The sequence below is a fragment of the Mycobacterium sp. NPDC004974 genome, assembly GCF_053600815.1.
In genome coordinates, this window is the sequence record NZ_JBSGAQ010000002.1 from 642392 (window position 1) to 658486 (window position 16095).

Here is a 16095-nt window from a genome sequence, read left to right on the forward strand (position 1 = left end):
GCAGGCCGTTGCCCGGGCCATACGTAGCGCGTCAAGTAGCGGCGCCCGGTTCTGATCCATACCTATCTTGGCGGGGGAACACCCAGATCAGCCCGACGCCCACACACGCGGCCGTCATCAGGGCGAACGCCGTCGGGAACGAGAACGAGGTGGCCAGCGCCCCGACCGCCAGGGACCCCAGACCGGTGCCCGCGTCGAATCCGACATTCCAGGCCACACTGACCGCGCCGCGGGCATGCTCACCCGTCGCGGCGAAGGCCTGCACCAGGGTGAGATTCTGGAGCGCGCCGTAGGCAGTACCGAGCAGGCCACAGCCGAGAATCACCAACGACCCGCCGATACCGATACCCAAGGCGATCACCGCCAGACCGACCGCGCCGACACCCAGCATCGGGGCGATGAATCCGGCCGCGCCATGGCGGTCGGCAATCCCTCCTACCAGCCACCGGGCCAACGCCGCCATGCCGGTCATGGCCAACAACGCCCCGAGCGCAGTTGTCGCACCACCCAATTGGGGAGCGAAGGTGAGAATCGCACCGCCGGCCGCTGTGATCACCACGAGCGCAGCGATCGGACCGACCAGCCCGCCGATGCCGTCGAGCCGGTCCGAACGCGGTTCGTCTACCAACGTCGGTGCCGGGCGGGTGAACGCCAGCGGCACCGCCAGCAGGGGGACAGCGGCCAGCGCGAACACCAGTTGGTACCCGACGTTCTCGGCCAGCCACGGTGCCAGCGGGGTCAACACGAACTGCGGTGCCGCGATGGACAGCCCGTACGCGCCGATCGCACGGCCGCGGCGTTCCTGGGGGATCAGCGCGGCGATACCCCTGATGCTGCAGACCGTGAGGATGCCGAAGCCCAATCCCCGCAACGCCGCCAGAAGCAGTACCTGCCACAGCGAACCGGTCAGCGAGTGCAGCACAGCGGGTATCCCCAGCAGTACGAGCCCGAGTGCCTGCGCGACGGCCCAACCGGCCCTCCGCAACAGCCGCCCGACCAACAGTTGGGCGATGACGGTGAACAGCATCAGCACGCTGTTGACCGCACCGGCCCCCAGGTTGTCGGCGCCGATGTGCACCGCCCACATCGGGGCGACCGGCAGCAGCAAGGAGAACCCGGCGAAACCCAATCCGGCGCATGCCAACAACGCGGGCATGCCCGGTACCCGCCATACACTCACCGTTCGAACACCACCAAACCCCCGACGATGGTGGCGGCCACCAGATCCGCGTCGAGCGCGTCGACCACCCGCTGCGGGGAATCGGTCAGCAGGCACAGGTCACCTGGCTCGCCGGGTGCGATACGCCGTGGCCTGGCCGGGTTTTCCGCGCTGCCCAGAAACAGCGCCAGTGCACGCCGGCCCGATATCCGCTCGCGCGGGTTGAGCACCACCCCATGCGGGGTGCGACGGTGCACCGCCGCACGCATCGCGGCCCACGGGTCAGCGGCGCCGAACGGTGCGTCGGTGGACAACGCGATCGGCACGCCCGCAGCCACCAGCGTTGCCAGCCGCCAGAGCTGATCCTGGTCGGCGGCAGGCACATCCGTGCGGTACTGGTCGCCGCGCTCGGCCACGAAGTTGGGCTGGGTCACCACGGTGATCCCGAGCGCGACGAGCTCATCGATGCAGTCCTGCGGCACCATCGCAGCGTGCTCGATACGGTCGGCGGGATGGCTGCCCGCGGCGCCCAGCGCGGCGATCGTGACGACGAGTTGGGCTGCGGTCACACAGTGCACGGCCACCGGCTCACCGGCCCGGTGCCGCTGCGAGATCCAGGCCGTCAACGCATCCAGGTCGAGCCCGTCATCGTGCAGGATGCGCTTGCCCGGCGCGAGGTAGTGCACACGTTGGCACAGGCCGGTAGGCCGATCACCGGGCTGCAGGTCAGGCGTGGCATCGGTGACACCGGTGACACCATAGCGGGCCAGCCGGGCGCTGAACTGCGCGACCGCCGCCGGCCTCCGTTCCAGGGCCTCCGACCACGTCGGGTCCGCGCTGCGCAGCCGCCCGTCGGGATGATCATCCCGACCCAGCGCAGCCAGCCCTGGCGAATTCACCGTCCACAACACGCCGCTGCGGTGTTGCACGCGCACCGGGACATCGGGGATCAACCGGTCCAGAGCGTGCCGGTCCAGCGGACCGGCCACCGTTTCGTGGTAACCGACAGCGCGGATCCAGCCGTCACTGCCCGCGACCGCGGCCCTCAACGCTCTGGTCAGCGCGGCCTCGTCGGCCACCTCGGCGGGGCCGACCCGAACCGAATCCTGCTCGGCCGCAGCCGAGTACACGTGCAGGTGGTGATCGTGCAGTCCGGGAATCACAGTGCCGAACGCGGCGTCGCGTACCTGTTCACCGGGCTCGGGCGGCAGTGATTCCGCGACGGCTTCGATGGTGTCACCGACCCGGATGTCGACCACCGTCCCGTCGAGCAGCGTCGCACGACGAATCAGCATGGAGCATCGGTCCGTTCGGCCACCAACCGGCGAACCACTTCGTTGTCGGCTCCGAGTTCCCGCCCGGGCAGACCCGCGGCGGGCCGCAGCGGGATCACGTCGGTCTCATCGCCGTTGCAGGAGCGGTATCCGGCGGCCACGGCCGCCATCGAGAATTCGATCAGCTCGCCGCCGCCGCGTTCCCGCGAGGACGCCACGGCAGCCGCGGCGTGGAGTCCGGTGAGCGGGTCGGCGATGGCGTCACCACTGAAGACCGGTGCGCCCTCGCGGTATCCGACCAGGCCACCCGACACTGCGGCGTCGTCGCCGAACGCCACCCAGCCGGCCTTCGCCCCCGCGGTGCCGTGCCCGGTGATGCGCAGCCAGATCCGGCCGGGCCGGGCTGCGGTGATGTCGGGCCCCAGCCCGCGCCGGCTCAATGCGGCCGGCCGCGAGGCCTCGATGACCACATCGGCCACGTGGACAAGCGCAGCCAGCTCTCGCGGATCATCGAAATCTACTGCGTACGAGAGCTTTCCACGATTCATCCAATCGAAGAACTCCGGCACCCCGGCACGGGTCCCGTCCGGACGGCTCCGGCTCTCCACCTTGACCACGGTGGCCCCGGCACGGGCCAGCAGCTGTCCGCACAGAGGCCCGGCCCACATCGAGGACAGGTCGGCCACCAGCATTTCGGCCATCGGACCGGTCCGGCCAGGTCCGAGAGAGCTGACCACCGGCGACGCGGGCGCGGTTTCATCGAGCACGGCCACCGGCAGTCCGAGCAGGCGGGCGCGGTCGGCCACCTCCGCAGCGGGGTTCACCGCCGCCCAGGACCGGATCGCCTGCCACGGATCAGGTTTCACCGAATCCTGCTGCAGCAGTGCGGGAACAGCGGCTACGTCATCGGGGCGCGACAGGGTCAGCGCACACCATCCGTCGCGGGTGGCCAGCAGCCTCGTCGCACCACCCGCCGAGACCTGCCCCCGGGGTGCGATGTCCAACAGTGCGGCGCGGCCGGTCAGCAGTTCGGTGGCATCGACCGGCACGCCGGTGCGCGCCGTGAAGTCGTCGGCGACCGTCTGGGCCTGCCTCAGCAGGGCCCGCGGAATCGCCAACGGTGTCATCAGAACTGCAGCGCGCTGAACCGCCAGTCCAGCACCTGGCGGTCGTCGCCACCGTCGGGTCCGCCGGCCGCGTACACCAGCGAACGGAGTTTGAGCTCCCCGGCCTCGGCCGATTCCACGTGCAGCTCGCTGAACAGCGTGTCACCCTCGTGCACCGGGCCGGTGTGATCGCAGGATTCCCAACCCAACACGGTGACCAGGTTCGGCAGCAACCGGTTGGCCTGAGCCAAGGCCAGCCCGATGGTGTGCCCGCCGTACACCAGACGTTTTCCCCCGGCGCGCCAATCATGATGGGTGGCAGCGATGTTCAGTGTCAGCCGAGCCAGTTCCGGAGCGCTGCTGACCACGTCGGCGGTACTGTGCAGCACCGTACCGGCCAGCGCCGGGGCGAAATGCGCTCCGGGCACCCGGGTCCGGAAAGCGTCCGCATCCCAGCCGGCGGTGGGGTTCGGTGCGGTGGCGCCGGCTCCGATCGCCGACAGATCGTCGGCATGCCCGGTGTCGATGTCGTCGCTGGACAGCGGCAGCATCGCGCAACGGTAGAAATCGAGTACCTTGCGGTCCTTCTGATCGACGGTCGTCATCCGCAGGGCTGCCAGGCCGGTGGCCGCCCGTCCGGGCTTGGCCGAATTCTGTTTGAGGCCAACCACTTCGGTGCGGGTATAGAGGGTGTCCCCGATCACCGGGCAGCGGTGGAACGCCAGGCCCCGGTAGAACAGGTTCGCCTTCACCCGTTGCGTCACCAAGGTGCTCTGCCCGATCGCCACATCGCAGACCAACGCGGGGTGCGCCAGCGGACCAGGCTCCCCGATCACCGCGGTGGCGAGCTCGGCGTCCAGCGCCAACCGCAGCCGGTCACCGAGGATCGCCTGATGCGTGGCAGCCGCACCGGCGGTCAGCGTCATCGACGGCGCGGTGCCGAATACCTGACCAACCGCCAGGTCATCGAAATACGGGCCACCAGTCACAACTGGCACTGTAGACCAGCCACCAGAATCCGTTGCGAGCTAAAGCAGTAGATCAGGCGCCTGGCAGGTACAGCCTGGTGAGTTCGACGAGATGCCGGCCGACATCGTCGAGGGCATCAGTCTTCTGAGCCGCAATCGCCATGATGATGGCACCCTCGATAGCTGCGATCGACATGTTCGCCAGGGAACGAGCCGCATCCGCGTCCGCACCGGCCCGGACCAACCGCTCGGCCAGTATCGCCTGCCAGTCCTGGATAGTTTCGGCAGCCACCTCTGCGGCCCTGGGTGCCTCACAGCGACCGAGGACAGCCGCGACGATCGGGCAGCCGGCCTGCAACTCTGTCTCCGCCAGTTGCAGTTTCCACTGGTCGATGAATGCCCGCACCGCTTCGGCAGGGTCGCGTCCGTCGTCAGTCGCGCGGATCAACGTCGTCAGCGTCTGCCCGGCAACCCGGGTCGCCTCCGCGACGAGTTCCTCCTTGCCGCCCGGGAAGTTCAGGTAAATGGTCCGCCGGGAGACGCCGCTGTCCTCAAGCAGTGCACTGACGCCGGTTCCAGCGACACCTCTGCGCCGCAACAACCCGGTCACACTCGTGATCAAGGTGTCTCGTGCTGACATCGCGCTCGTCGCCTCCGTAGTCTTCAGCACCCCCACCACGTACTAGACCAATCAGTCTACCCACACGTTGCACTAGACCGATCGGTGTACTACCGTCGCGAAGGCATCCCCCGGCGCCATTTCGAGGAGACGGCCATGCCAGACATTCACAACCCGTTGCCGCTTGCCAGTGGCCAGGTCCTGCGCAACCGGCTGATGAAGTCGGCGCTCAGCGAAGGCCTGGGCGATGCCCATCATGGGCCGGACCATCGGCTGATCGAGCTGTACCGGCGCTGGGGAACGGGCGGGTACGGGCTCGTGATCACCGGGAACGTGATGGTCGACCACGATCATCTGGGCGAGCCGGGCAACGTCGTCATCGAAGACGACCGCCACCTCGACGGACTGTCCCGATGGGCCAAGGCCACCAAGGACGGCGGCGGGCTCATCTGGATGCAGGTGAACCACCCTGGAAGACAAGCCAATCCGCTGGCCACCCGGTCTCAGCCGGTCGCGCCGTCACCAATCCGGATGAACGTGCCCGGGTGGCAGGCGCCGCGCGCCCTCACCGACGACGAGATCGAGGCCACCGTCGACAGGTACGCGCGGACGGCGGCGATCGCCGATGCAGCCGGCTTCGATGGAGTCCAGATACACGGCGCGCACGGGTATCTCGTCGCCCAGTTCCTGTCACCACGGACCAATCAGCGAACCGACCGCTGGGGCGGCGATGCGGAGCGCCGGATGCGCTTCGCACTCGAGGTGGTGCGGCGGACGCGCGCGGCCGTCAGCCCCGGCTTTGCCGTTGCCATCAAACTCAACTCCGCCGACTTCCAGCGCGGCGGTTTCACCGAGGAAGAGTCGCGCGCCGTCATCGCCGCGCTGAGCGCCGAAGATATCGACTTGATCGAAATCAGCGGTGGCACATACGAATCCCCCGCGATGGAAGGCAGGCCCGTGGTGCAGTCGGCCTCCACGAAGGCGCGTGAGGCGTACTTCATCGAGTACGCACTGGCCGCCCGGGAGGTCTCCGGAGCCGTGCCGCTGGCCGTGACCGGTGGTTTCCGCACCCAGGCAGCGATGAGCGAGGCCGTCCGGTCGGGAGCCACCGACGTGGTCGGGCTGGGCAGGCCCACGACCGTCAACCCAGCGGCCGCCGACAGCCTCCTGGAGGCACGCCAGGCGCGCCTCCGAGTTCCGGACATCTCGCCTCGGCTGCCCGCGCGGCTCGCGAACACCGCCCGCGCCAAGACCTTTCTCAGCGCGCTGGAACTGCAGTGGCATGCCACCCAGTTGCACCGGCTGGGCGCGGGCCGCGAACCGGACCCGACGATCGGCCCGTTGACCACCGCACTGCGGCTGCTGAAGGGCAACGGGCTCGACGCCTTCCGCGCAAGGAGGAACTCATGACCGGCACTCAACCCGACAAGACCCTGAGCAAGTTCCGCAGGGAGCGGGCGCTCGGGCGCTATCTACTGAACCCCACCATCACCGTGTTGGGGAAGCTGGGCGTGCGCACCGCCCTGGCCTCCGAATTGGAGACCACCGGGCGAAAGACCGGCCAGTTGCGGAGGGTGCCCGTCTCCGCCCAGTTCGACGCCACGGGTGCCTGGGTGATCTGCCAGCACGGAACCCGATCGGGCTGGGGCAGCAATATCGCCGCGAACCCGAACGTCCGTCTGCGGCAAGGGAACCGATGGCGTACCGGGATCGCACAGTTCCGGCCCGACGACGACGTCGTCACGCGGGGTCGCAAGTTCGGGTCGATCGGTGCGCGCGTCGTCAAGGCCTTGGAGACCAATCCGGTCTCGGTGCGCATCGACTTCAGCGACTGACGCTCTCACCGATCCACGGGCACACTGACCACCTCATCTACCAGGCCCCAGGCCAGCGCCGTGGCCGCGTCGACGGTGCGCCCGGACAGCACGAGATACGCCGTGCGCCACCGGCCGATGCGACGCGTGATGCTCACCGTGCCGCCCGCCCCGGGAATCAACCCCAGCGCCAGCTCCGGCAGGCCGATCGTGGCATCCGGATCGCAGCTGACCCACCCGCAGTAGCAGGCCATCTCCAGGCCGCTGCCCAGCACCTGGCCGTGCACCTCGGCGCGGCAGCGTCGCCCCAGCCTTTGGGTGATGTCATCGAGCACCAGGGCCGGGCTGTGCCTGGTACGGGCCAGATGCGCGCTGGCCGGGTCGGCGAACGAGCCGAACTCGGCCAGATCGCCGCCGCTGCAGAATGATCGGCCATTGCCGCCGAGCACCACTTCGTCCACGGATGGATCCAGCCGGGCCACCTCGAGGGCCTCCAGAAGTGCGCCGCGGGCGTCGGTCGAGAACGCGTTGTGCCGCCGGGGCCGGTTGAACCGGACGTGCAGGGTGTTCCCCTCACGATGAGCCTGCACCGGTTCGGGCAGCTGCGGCGCGGTGGCCGGTCCCCGTTCGGCCAGCCACCGGCCGAACTCCGGTCCCGACTGCAACGTCGAATACGCCAGCGACTCGGTGATCACCCCGGCCCGGGTCGGCCCGGCCGGGTCGAGGGACCGCAACACATCGTCACAGACCGCGGCCGCCTGCGGCCACGTCCGACACCGTTCGGTGAGTTCGTCCAGAGCCTGCTCGACCGAGTCCACGGTGACCACCCGCCGGTCGTCACAGGGGCGTTCGGTCAGCGTGAACGTCGCGGCATCGGTCGGGGTGTCGACCCCGACACGGATGCCGGCGGGCAGCTCCAGGACGGTCACGAGTACTTGTTTATCAGCCCCTGCTTGTAGAGCTTGCCGGTATCGGTGCGGGGCAACTCGGCCTCGAACGAGATCGTCCGCGGGCATTTGTAGTGCGTCAGACGCTCGCGCAGCCAGGAGAGGAGCTCCTCGGCGAATTCCGGGGTGGCGTCGGCCGGGTCCACGGTCTGCACCACACCCTTGACGCTCTGTCCCATCTCGTCGTCCGGGATGCCGAACACCGCGGCATCCATCACCTTCGGGTGGACGACGAGCATGTTCTCGGCTTCCTGCGGGTAGATGTTCACCCCGCCCGAGATGATCATGTGGTGGCGCCGGTCGGTGAGGTACAGGTAGCCGTCCTCGTCGACATACCCGATGTCCCCCACCGTCTTCCAACCGTGCGAGTCACGCGAGGAGGCGGTCTTCTCGGCGTCGTTGAGGTACTCGAAATCGGCCCCGCCCTCGAAGTAGATCTCGCCGGCCTGACCTGGTGGGACTTCGTTGCCGTCCTCATCGAGGATGTGGACGAGACCGTTCATCGGCTTGCCGACCGAACCCGGGTGGGTCAACCAGTCCTCGGCGAAGATCACCGTGGCACCGATGGCCTCCGAGGACGCGTAGTACTCGTCGACGATCGGCCCCCACCAGTCGATCATCTGCTTCTTGATCTCGACCGGACACGGGGCGGCGGCGTGCATCACGCGTCGCAGGCTGGACATATCGTACGAATTCCGCACGTCCTCAGGGAGTTTCAGCATCCGGGTGAACATCACCGGAACGAACTGGCCCTGGGTGACGCCGTACTTCTGGATCGCGTCGAGCGCGCCTTCGGCGTCGAACCTCTCCAGCACCACCGTGGTGACGCCGGCAGCGTGGGTCTGCATGGACCACACCGAGGGCGCGGTGTGATACAGCGGCGCGGGGCTCAGATACACCGAATCCGGCTGCATCCAGAAGCTCACCAACGCCGACATCATGCCGGGGGTCTCCGACGGCGGCACGTGCGGCAGATCCCGCTTGATGCCCTTGGGCCGGCCCGTCGTGCCCGACGAGTACTGCAGCAGATCCCCGTCCAGCTCGTCATCGATCGGGGTGGCAGGCAGGTCGGCGACAGCTTCCGGGTAACGCTGCCAGCCGTCGAGCTCGCCGTCGGCGATCAGCAGGGTGTCCGGCAGGCCGTTGGGGAGCTCCGCCTCTAGACCGCTCAGGATGTCCTTGAGCACCGCGGAGCCGACGATGGCCTTGGCTCCGCTGTTGTCGATGATGTACGCCGCCTCGGCCGCGGTCAGATGCGTATTGATCGGCACGTAGTACAGGCCGCTGCGGCGCGCGGCCCACATCACGGCGTGGATGTGCTCGTTGTTCTCCATGAGGATCGCGACCACGTCGCCCTCTTCCAGCCCGTGCCGGCGGAAGTAATGGGCCAGGCGATTCGCGCGAGCTTCGAGCTCACCGAACGTGACGACGGTGCCCGACGGATGGAGGATGATCGCCGGCTTCTCGGGGTTGGCCTCGGCATGCTCGCGGATCTGCATGAGGGCACTGTAACCGGCGCCACTTGACAGGTGTCAAGACGGGCGCGGTTACACCCTCCGAAATCGCCGTGAACAGGTGATTGACTACAGAAACACCGAGGCCACCCGCACCACCAATCCCGAGTCCAGCCGCGCCCGCCGGACCTACGATGTCCAAACGCCCAGCGGATCGAGCGTGGGGAGCGCCGATGCGATTCATCGAAGCGCGCTGAGAACGGCGTCGACATGCCAGCAGGCATCGCCACCTTTCTGTTCACCGACATCGAAGGTTCCACCCGACGGTGGGAAGCTGACGCTGACGGCATGCGAGCCGCCCTGGCGGTGCATGACGAGGTGCTGCGCCGCGCGATAGCCGAGCAGGCCGGCACACTTTTCAAGCACACGGGCGACGGCGTCTGTGCGGCGTTCGCCTCGCCGTCCGCCGCCGTCGAAGCGGCGGTGAGCGCACAGCGGGAGTTGGGGCTGCCGGTACGGATGGGCCTGGCCACCGGGGAAGCCGAACACCGCGACGACGACTATTTCGGCGCCGTCCTCAACCGGGCGTCCCGAATCATGGCGTCCGGGCACGGCGGACAGATCCTGCTCGACGGGGTGACGGCGGGCCTGTTGAGCGGCGTCGACCTGATTTCGTTGGGGTCGAGACGGTTACGCGACATCGCCAAACCCGTTGACCTCTACCAGGTCCACGCCGCGGGCCTGCGCACCGAATTCCCGCCGCTGAACACCACCACTTCCGGACCGGGGAATCTGCGGGCTCCGACCACGAGCCTCATCGGACGCGAGGCTGATCTGACCGAGTTGGACACGGTGCTGAAATCCCATCGCCTGGTGACGTTGACCGGTGTCGGCGGGGTCGGCAAGACCCGGCTGGCACTGGAGGTCGCCTCCCGCTCGCTCGACGCATTTCCGGACGGCGCGTTCGTGATCGAACTGGCCGCGGTCGGTGATCCGACCGCGGTCCCGGACTCGGTCGCGGCCATTCTCGGAATCACCCAGCAAGCCGGGTTGACCGTCACCGAGAGCATTGCCGCGGCCCTCCAAGGACGCTCCCGCATCCTGGTTTTCGACAACTGCGAACACGTCCTGAACGCGGCCGCCGATCTGATCGAGTCGATCCTCGCCCAGTCGTCGGCGGTCACGGTCCTTGCCACCAGCCGCGAAGGGCTGAGGCTCAAAGACGAGCAGCTGTGGCCGGTGGCATCGCTGGACATCCGCGACGGCCCGGGTTCCGCGGCCGCGGCACTGTTCATCGATCGAGCTCAGGCGGTCTCGCCCCGCGCCTCATTCGCCTCGCCGGTCGACTCCGCCGCGGTAGTGGAAATCTGCCGTCGCCTGGACGGAATTCCACTGGCGATCGAACTCGCGGCGTCACGCATGGTGTCGATGACGGCTTCCGAGATCCGCGATCGGCTGGACGACCGTTTCCGGCTGCTCGTGGGCTCGCGTCGGGGGCTGGAACGGCACCAGACGCTGAGCCACGCCGTGCAATGGTCCTACGACCTGCTCGACCGCGATGAAAAGTCCGTATTGACAAGGCTTTCGGTGTTCAACGGGGGATTCAACCTGGCTGCGGCGTGCGCCGTCGCCGGCTCCGACGACGAACTGGGGACGCTGGATCTGCTCGACGCCCTCGTCCGGAAGTCGCTCCTGGTGGCAGACCCCACAACATCGCACACTCGCTTCTCGATGCTGGAGACCATCCGTCAATTCGCGGAGGAGCAGCTCGTCGGCTCGGGCGATTCGGAAGCGGTACGCACAGCACACGCACACTACTTCGCGGGCCTGCAGTCCGAAGTGCTCGCGTTGTGGGACAGCCCGAGGCAACGCGAGGCCTACGAATGGTTCTCAACCGAATTGCCCAACCTGCGGACAGCGTTTCGATGGGGCGCCGACAACGGCGATCTCGACGCGGCTGCCGCAGTCGCGGTGAATGCCATCTACATCGGATACTTCCTCGAACAGTGGGAACCCCTGGCCTGGGTCGAGGAGATCCTCCCGGCGGCCCAAACAGCACACCATCCGAGACTGGCTCAGCTCTTCGTGGGCGCCACCAACTGTGCTGCGTTGGGACGCGTCGACGACTTCAACGAGTACGCCGAAGCCAGCCGGGCGGCGATCGGCAGCGGAGAATTCGACGATGTCGGCGACGAGTTCTCGTGCGTGGTGGCCGCCGGATACAACACGACGGGCCGGCCCGACCGGGCAATCGAGTGGTGCCGGGCAACGATCGCTCGGCTACCCCAGCGCCACACCGCCAACCAGACCGTCCTGGCGGTGACATTGGCTGTCTGCGGAGCCACGGCGGAAGCGATGAACGAGTCGGCACGGCTGCCCACCGACGCCGAGAGCCTCGCCAACCCCGCCCTGGCCGGTGCCGCGCTGCTCGGGTACGGCTGGGCCCGCCGGGAGACTGAGCCCGCAGTTGCCTACCAGGCCCTCCGCCGAGGGTGGCAGCTCGCCCAGGAAAGCGGCGATCGACAGCAGACATCGATCTTCGCCTGCCTGCTGGCCGGGCTCGCCGCCGACCGCGGCCAGCTGATCGATGCCTTCGACTACATCACCCAAGCCATCCGGCACTACTACGACTCCGGCACCGTCGAACTGATGCGCAACGCACTGGGACTGCTCACCGTACTGCTCGACCGGCTCGGCGGACACCAACCGGCAGCCACCATCAGCGGCTTCGCCTCGACCGCGATGGCGCGCGCGGGCTTCCCCGAGATCGACGCCGCCATCGCGGATCTGAAAGAAGTTCTCGGTGAAGACCGCTACCGGTCACTTGCGTCGGCCGGCGCAAGCATGACCACCACCGAGGTTGCCGACTACGCATTCGAACAGATCGGCCGGGCCCGGTCCGAATTGGGCACCGCGGGGTAACCCCCCAGTCAGTCCGCACCGATCCCACGCAGCAGCAACATCAGGCTGGTGCAGGCGTCGTCGAGGGGCTGCAGCGACCTCGCGCTGCGGCACTGGATGATGGCACCTTCCAGTGAGCTGACGATGAAGCTGCCGAGGGAGGCCGCGGTGGTGGCGTCAACACCCTTGGATTCGATCGACTCCGCGATCACCCGGGACCAATCAGCAAACACCGCGGCCGAGGCCTCCCGCACCACGAGCGCATCCGGACCGGCCTGCGCGGCCGCCACGATGGGACACCCCCCAGTGAAGTCACTGTCGATCAGGTTCTGCTTCCACCCGGCGACAAAGGCGCCGATGACGTCCTCGGCAGGCAAGGTCTGTGTCAGTTCTTGGATCCTGGCGGTGATGATCCGTCCGGCCTCCAGCGTGGCCTGTTCCATCAGTTCAGTTTTTCCGGCTGGAAAGTGCTGGTAGATCGACCCGCGAGCGGTGTTGCTGCGTTCCAGCAGATCGCTGAGACCCGTCGCGTGTACCCCGTACTCACGCATCAGCTCGATGGCGCTCTGAATGAGACGCTCGCGCGGGCCTGCCACCGCCGCCACCCTCTCCATTTCCGAAATAGACCAGTTGGTCCATCCTAGTCGACCACTCATAGACCGATTGGTCTACGATGCCCGAATGCACAATCTGGCGGTCTTCGGCAAACTCTCCAGGGTCTGCGCGAAGCATGCGTGGTTGATTCTCGGGGCGTGGCTGGCCCTGGCCGGCGTACTCAACCTGGCCATCCCCCAGCTGGAACGCACGGTGGCCGAGCACTCCGCGCCGTTCACTCCGGAAAGCCCGACCACCGAGACCCTGCGGCAGATGTCGCGCGACTTCGGCGTCCCCGATACCACCGCCGTCGGCAGCATCGTGGTGTCCAGCGACCGCGTCCTCAACCCGGCCGACACCGCGTACTACCGCGATCTGGTATCGCGGTTGGTGGCAGACAAGGACGACGTCGCGTATGTGCTCGACACTTACGGGACGCCGGGGCTCGAGGGAATCGGCCTGAGCCCCGACGGGAAAGCCATCCACCTGATCGTCGCCACCACCGGCGACGTCGGCTCCACCCGTGCGCACCGGTCCACCGAGAACGTCCGCGCCGCAGTCGATGCACTCCCCCGCCCATCGGGGCTCGATGTGCATTTCACCGGGGCCGCACCGACTCTGTCGGATCTGTTCTCCGCCATCGACACCTCGCTGGCCATCATCACGGTGGTCTCGGTGGTTCTGATCACGCTGCTGCTGCTCGCTGTCTACCGGTCGCTGATCACTTCGATGATTCCCCTTCTCACCGTGGGCATTTCGCTGGCGGTCGCGCGGCCGGTCATCTCCCTGCTGGGCGGCCATGATCTGCTGACCGTCTCGAACTTCACTATCGCCCTGGTGACCGCGATGGTGCTGGGAGCGGGGACCGACTACGGCATCTTCCTGCTGGCCAACTATCACGAGGGCAGACGCCGCGGGCTGGCCGTCGACGACGCGGTTGCCCGGTCCGGTGCGCACACCGCGGGTATCGTCATCGCCTCCGCGCTGACCATCGCCGGTGCCGGAATGGCCATGGTATTCACCAAGATCGGGATGTTCCGCACCGCGGGACCTCCGATCGCCCTGTCGATCGCGATAACCATGGCAGTCAGCCTGACGCTGACCCCCGCAATCATGGCGCTGTGGGGGCGGCGCGGATACGCCGAGCCCCGCCCGCTCGATGAACGACGCTGGCGCAAGCGCGGCGCCGCCATCATCCGTCGTGCACCGGCGCTCGTCGCGGCGTCCTTGGCGTTTCTCATCGCCATGAGCTCAGTGCTGTTCACCTTCGAACCGAACATCGACGAGAACGCGATGCAACTGCGCGCCACCGACAGCAAGCGCGGATACGAGGCCGTCTACCGCCATTGGGGCGTCAACGAGGCGGCTCCGGAGTTCATCACCATCCGGACCGACCACGACATGCGCAACACCAACGACCTGGCCGCCCTGGATCTGATCGCCATGTCGATCGGCAACCTTCCGCAGGTGGCCTACGTCCGGTCGATCACCCGGCCCGAGGGAAAACCGCTGCCCGAGACGGCCATCGGCTCGCAGACCGCGCAGGTCGGCGCCGGCCTGGCCGATGCCCACGACCGCATCGAGGAGGCCATCCCGCAGCTGAAGCGCCTCGCCTCCGGCGTGACCCAACTGCACGACGGATCAGCGGATGCGGCCGCCAGGCTCCCCGAACTCACCGACGGCGCCCGGTCCCTCGTCGACTTGGCGCGCAACCTGCTCGGCACGCTGGAATCCGCCGATCGGGTGGTCGGCAACCTCTCCGGCGGGTCACTGGACGTGGTGACCGCCGTGCGCAGCATCTCCAACGCCACCGATTCCCTGGATCGGGTGGTCGACGACATCGACTCCGCCCGAGAGCGATTGGCGGCTCCCACGGCCGCATTGCACGCTGTGTTCGATCCGCTCACCGGGCCGGAGCCGTCGGCCGCCTGCGCGGCGGACAGCTCATGCCTGCGCGCCAGGCAGGCCTTCGCCGACCTCAACGCGGCCACCGGCGGACGCGCCCAGCTGGCAATCGACGGATTGACCCTCGTCGCGCCCCTGGTCCCCGAAGGACCGGTGACCACGGCTCTGGACACGCTGCCCGACCTACGGGCGGCGATCAAGAAGCTGCGGGCCATGCTCGATCAACTCGGCACCCGCACCCCCGAGCAGACCCGTCAGGAACTGAGTCGGCTGTTGTCCGGGATCAATGAACTCACAACAGGTTTGGGCCGTCTGACCGCGGGCCTGGGCCAGGTCAAGACCGGTACCGACACCATGGTCACACTGACCACCGAACTCAGTGCGGGGCTGTCACGCGCCTCGGACTTCCTGCATCGGATGTCGGCCGACACCAGCACCGGCGCGGGGCGGGGCTTCTACCTGCCAGAGGAGGGCCGCACCGACCGCCGCCTCACCGCCGGTGAGCAATTGCTCATCTCCCCGGACGGTCGCAGTGCACGCATGATGGTGGTCTGGGCGGTGAATCCGTATGGCGCCGAGGCGATGGGCGCGGTACCCGACGTCATCGCCGCGGCGAACAATGCCGCGACGGGAACCGTGCTGGAACATGCCCAGATCGAATCAACCGGCCTGGCCTCGCTGTCCCAACGTCATGTCGACCAAACCTGGCGTGATTTCGCACTTTTCGGCGTCGTCGCGGTGGCGGCCGTGCTCCTGGTGCTGATCGTGATGCTGCGCAGCCTGGTGGCCCCGGTCCTGATGATCGCCGCGGTGGTGCTGTCCTTCGGAGCCGCGGCAGGGATGTCCACCCTGATCTGGCAACACCTGATCGGCATCAGCCTGGACTGGTCGGTGTTCCCCGTGTCGTTCATGGCACTGGTCGCGGTCGGCGCCGACTACAGCATGCTGTTCGCCGCCCGCATCCGCGAGGAATCCCACAGTGGAGTGATCAGCGGCATCATCCGCGGATTCGGCAGCACCGGCAGCGTGATCACCACCGCCGGAGTGGTTTTCGCGATCACCATGTTCGCGTTGACGAGTGGGACGGTGCTCAACCTGGTGCAGATCGGATCCACGATCGGCATCGGGTTGCTCCTCGACATCACGGTGGTGCGCACTTATCTGGTTCCCGCTGCGATGAGCCTGCTGGGCGAGCGCATGTGGTGGCCGGCGCGTGCAATGAGCTGATCGCGCGCGTAACGCTACGGCGGAATTTCGGCGGCAGATTCATACGGTCAATGCAATTTCCGTGACTAGGGAGGTTGCAGGTGCCGCCGGCTTATCCACGTGTGATGCGGCGAGAGTTTTTCGATCG

General features: G+C 67.6%; 12 protein-coding genes. 4 read left to right on the forward strand and 8 right to left on the reverse strand.

Features of this window, described 5'->3' with window-relative positions:
• Positions 1-31 precede the first annotated feature (31 nt).
• From ACWEFV_RS07975 to ACWEFV_RS07995, 5 genes are all read right to left on the reverse strand, one after another.
• The gene (locus tag ACWEFV_RS07975; RefSeq protein WP_450069728.1) at positions 32-1180 is read right to left on the reverse strand and encodes an MFS transporter; all 1149 of its coding nucleotides are present in this window, start codon (positions 1178-1180) and stop codon (positions 32-34) included.
• Positions 1177-2454: an amidohydrolase family protein gene (locus ACWEFV_RS07980; protein ID WP_450069729.1), complete on the reverse strand. Its 1278-nt coding sequence runs from the start codon at positions 2452-2454 to the stop codon at positions 1177-1179. The genes ACWEFV_RS07975 and ACWEFV_RS07980 overlap by 4 nt, the downstream gene beginning before the upstream one ends.
• On the reverse strand, positions 2448-3560 hold the full coding sequence (locus ACWEFV_RS07985) for a CoA transferase (protein ID WP_450069730.1): 1113 nt from the start codon (positions 3558-3560) through the stop codon (positions 2448-2450). The genes ACWEFV_RS07980 and ACWEFV_RS07985 overlap by 7 nt, the downstream gene beginning before the upstream one ends.
• Positions 3560-4465: an acyl dehydratase gene (locus ACWEFV_RS07990; RefSeq protein WP_450069765.1), complete on the reverse strand. Its 906-nt coding sequence runs from the start codon at positions 4463-4465 to the stop codon at positions 3560-3562. Before ACWEFV_RS07990 ends, ACWEFV_RS07985 begins: the two co-directional genes overlap by 1 nt.
• Positions 4466-4580: 115 nt before the next feature.
• Positions 4581-5147, reverse strand: coding sequence for a TetR/AcrR family transcriptional regulator (locus ACWEFV_RS07995; protein WP_135451530.1), 567 nt, complete (start codon positions 5145-5147; stop codon positions 4581-4583).
• Positions 5148-5282: 135 nt separating this feature from the next.
• On the opposite strand from ACWEFV_RS07995, the gene ACWEFV_RS08000 reads away from it, so the two are divergent.
• Positions 5283-6536, forward strand: a complete 1254-nt coding sequence (locus ACWEFV_RS08000; RefSeq protein WP_450069731.1) for an NADH:flavin oxidoreductase/NADH oxidase family protein — start codon at positions 5283-5285, stop codon at positions 6534-6536.
• On the forward strand, positions 6533-6961 hold the full coding sequence (locus ACWEFV_RS08005; RefSeq protein WP_450069732.1) for a nitroreductase/quinone reductase family protein: 429 nt from the start codon (positions 6533-6535) through the stop codon (positions 6959-6961). Before ACWEFV_RS08000 ends, ACWEFV_RS08005 begins: the two co-directional genes overlap by 4 nt.
• A 5-nt stretch (positions 6962-6966) precedes the next feature.
• On the opposite strand, the gene ACWEFV_RS08010 is transcribed toward ACWEFV_RS08005, so the two are convergent.
• Both ACWEFV_RS08010 and fadD4 read right to left on the reverse strand, forming a co-directional pair.
• Entirely contained in the window at positions 6967-7860 is an 894-nt protein-coding gene (locus ACWEFV_RS08010; RefSeq protein ID WP_450069766.1) for an enoyl-CoA hydratase/isomerase family protein, read from the reverse strand.
• A 5-nt stretch (positions 7861-7865) separates the two neighbouring features.
• A complete protein-coding gene (fadD4, locus tag ACWEFV_RS08015; RefSeq protein WP_135451526.1) occupies positions 7866-9386 on the reverse strand; it encodes a fatty-acid--CoA ligase FadD4 in 1521 nt (506 codons plus the stop codon).
• A gap of 225 nt (positions 9387-9611) precedes the next feature.
• On the opposite strand from fadD4, the gene ACWEFV_RS08020 reads away from it, so the two are divergent.
• Positions 9612-12263 (forward strand): ATP-binding protein, encoded by a 2652-nt coding sequence (locus ACWEFV_RS08020; protein WP_450069733.1) that lies wholly within the window; start codon positions 9612-9614, stop codon positions 12261-12263.
• An 8-nt stretch (positions 12264-12271) separates the two neighbouring features.
• On the opposite strand, the gene ACWEFV_RS08025 is transcribed toward ACWEFV_RS08020, so the two are convergent.
• Positions 12272-12838, reverse strand: coding sequence for a TetR/AcrR family transcriptional regulator (locus tag ACWEFV_RS08025; protein ID WP_450069734.1), 567 nt, complete (start codon positions 12836-12838; stop codon positions 12272-12274).
• Between the two features lie 85 nt (positions 12839-12923).
• On the opposite strand from ACWEFV_RS08025, the gene ACWEFV_RS08030 reads away from it, so the two are divergent.
• Complete coding sequence (locus ACWEFV_RS08030) at positions 12924-15968, forward strand: MMPL family transporter (RefSeq protein ID WP_450069735.1); 3045 nt, start codon at positions 12924-12926, stop codon at positions 15966-15968.
• The last annotated feature ends 127 nt before the right edge of the window (positions 15969-16095 follow it).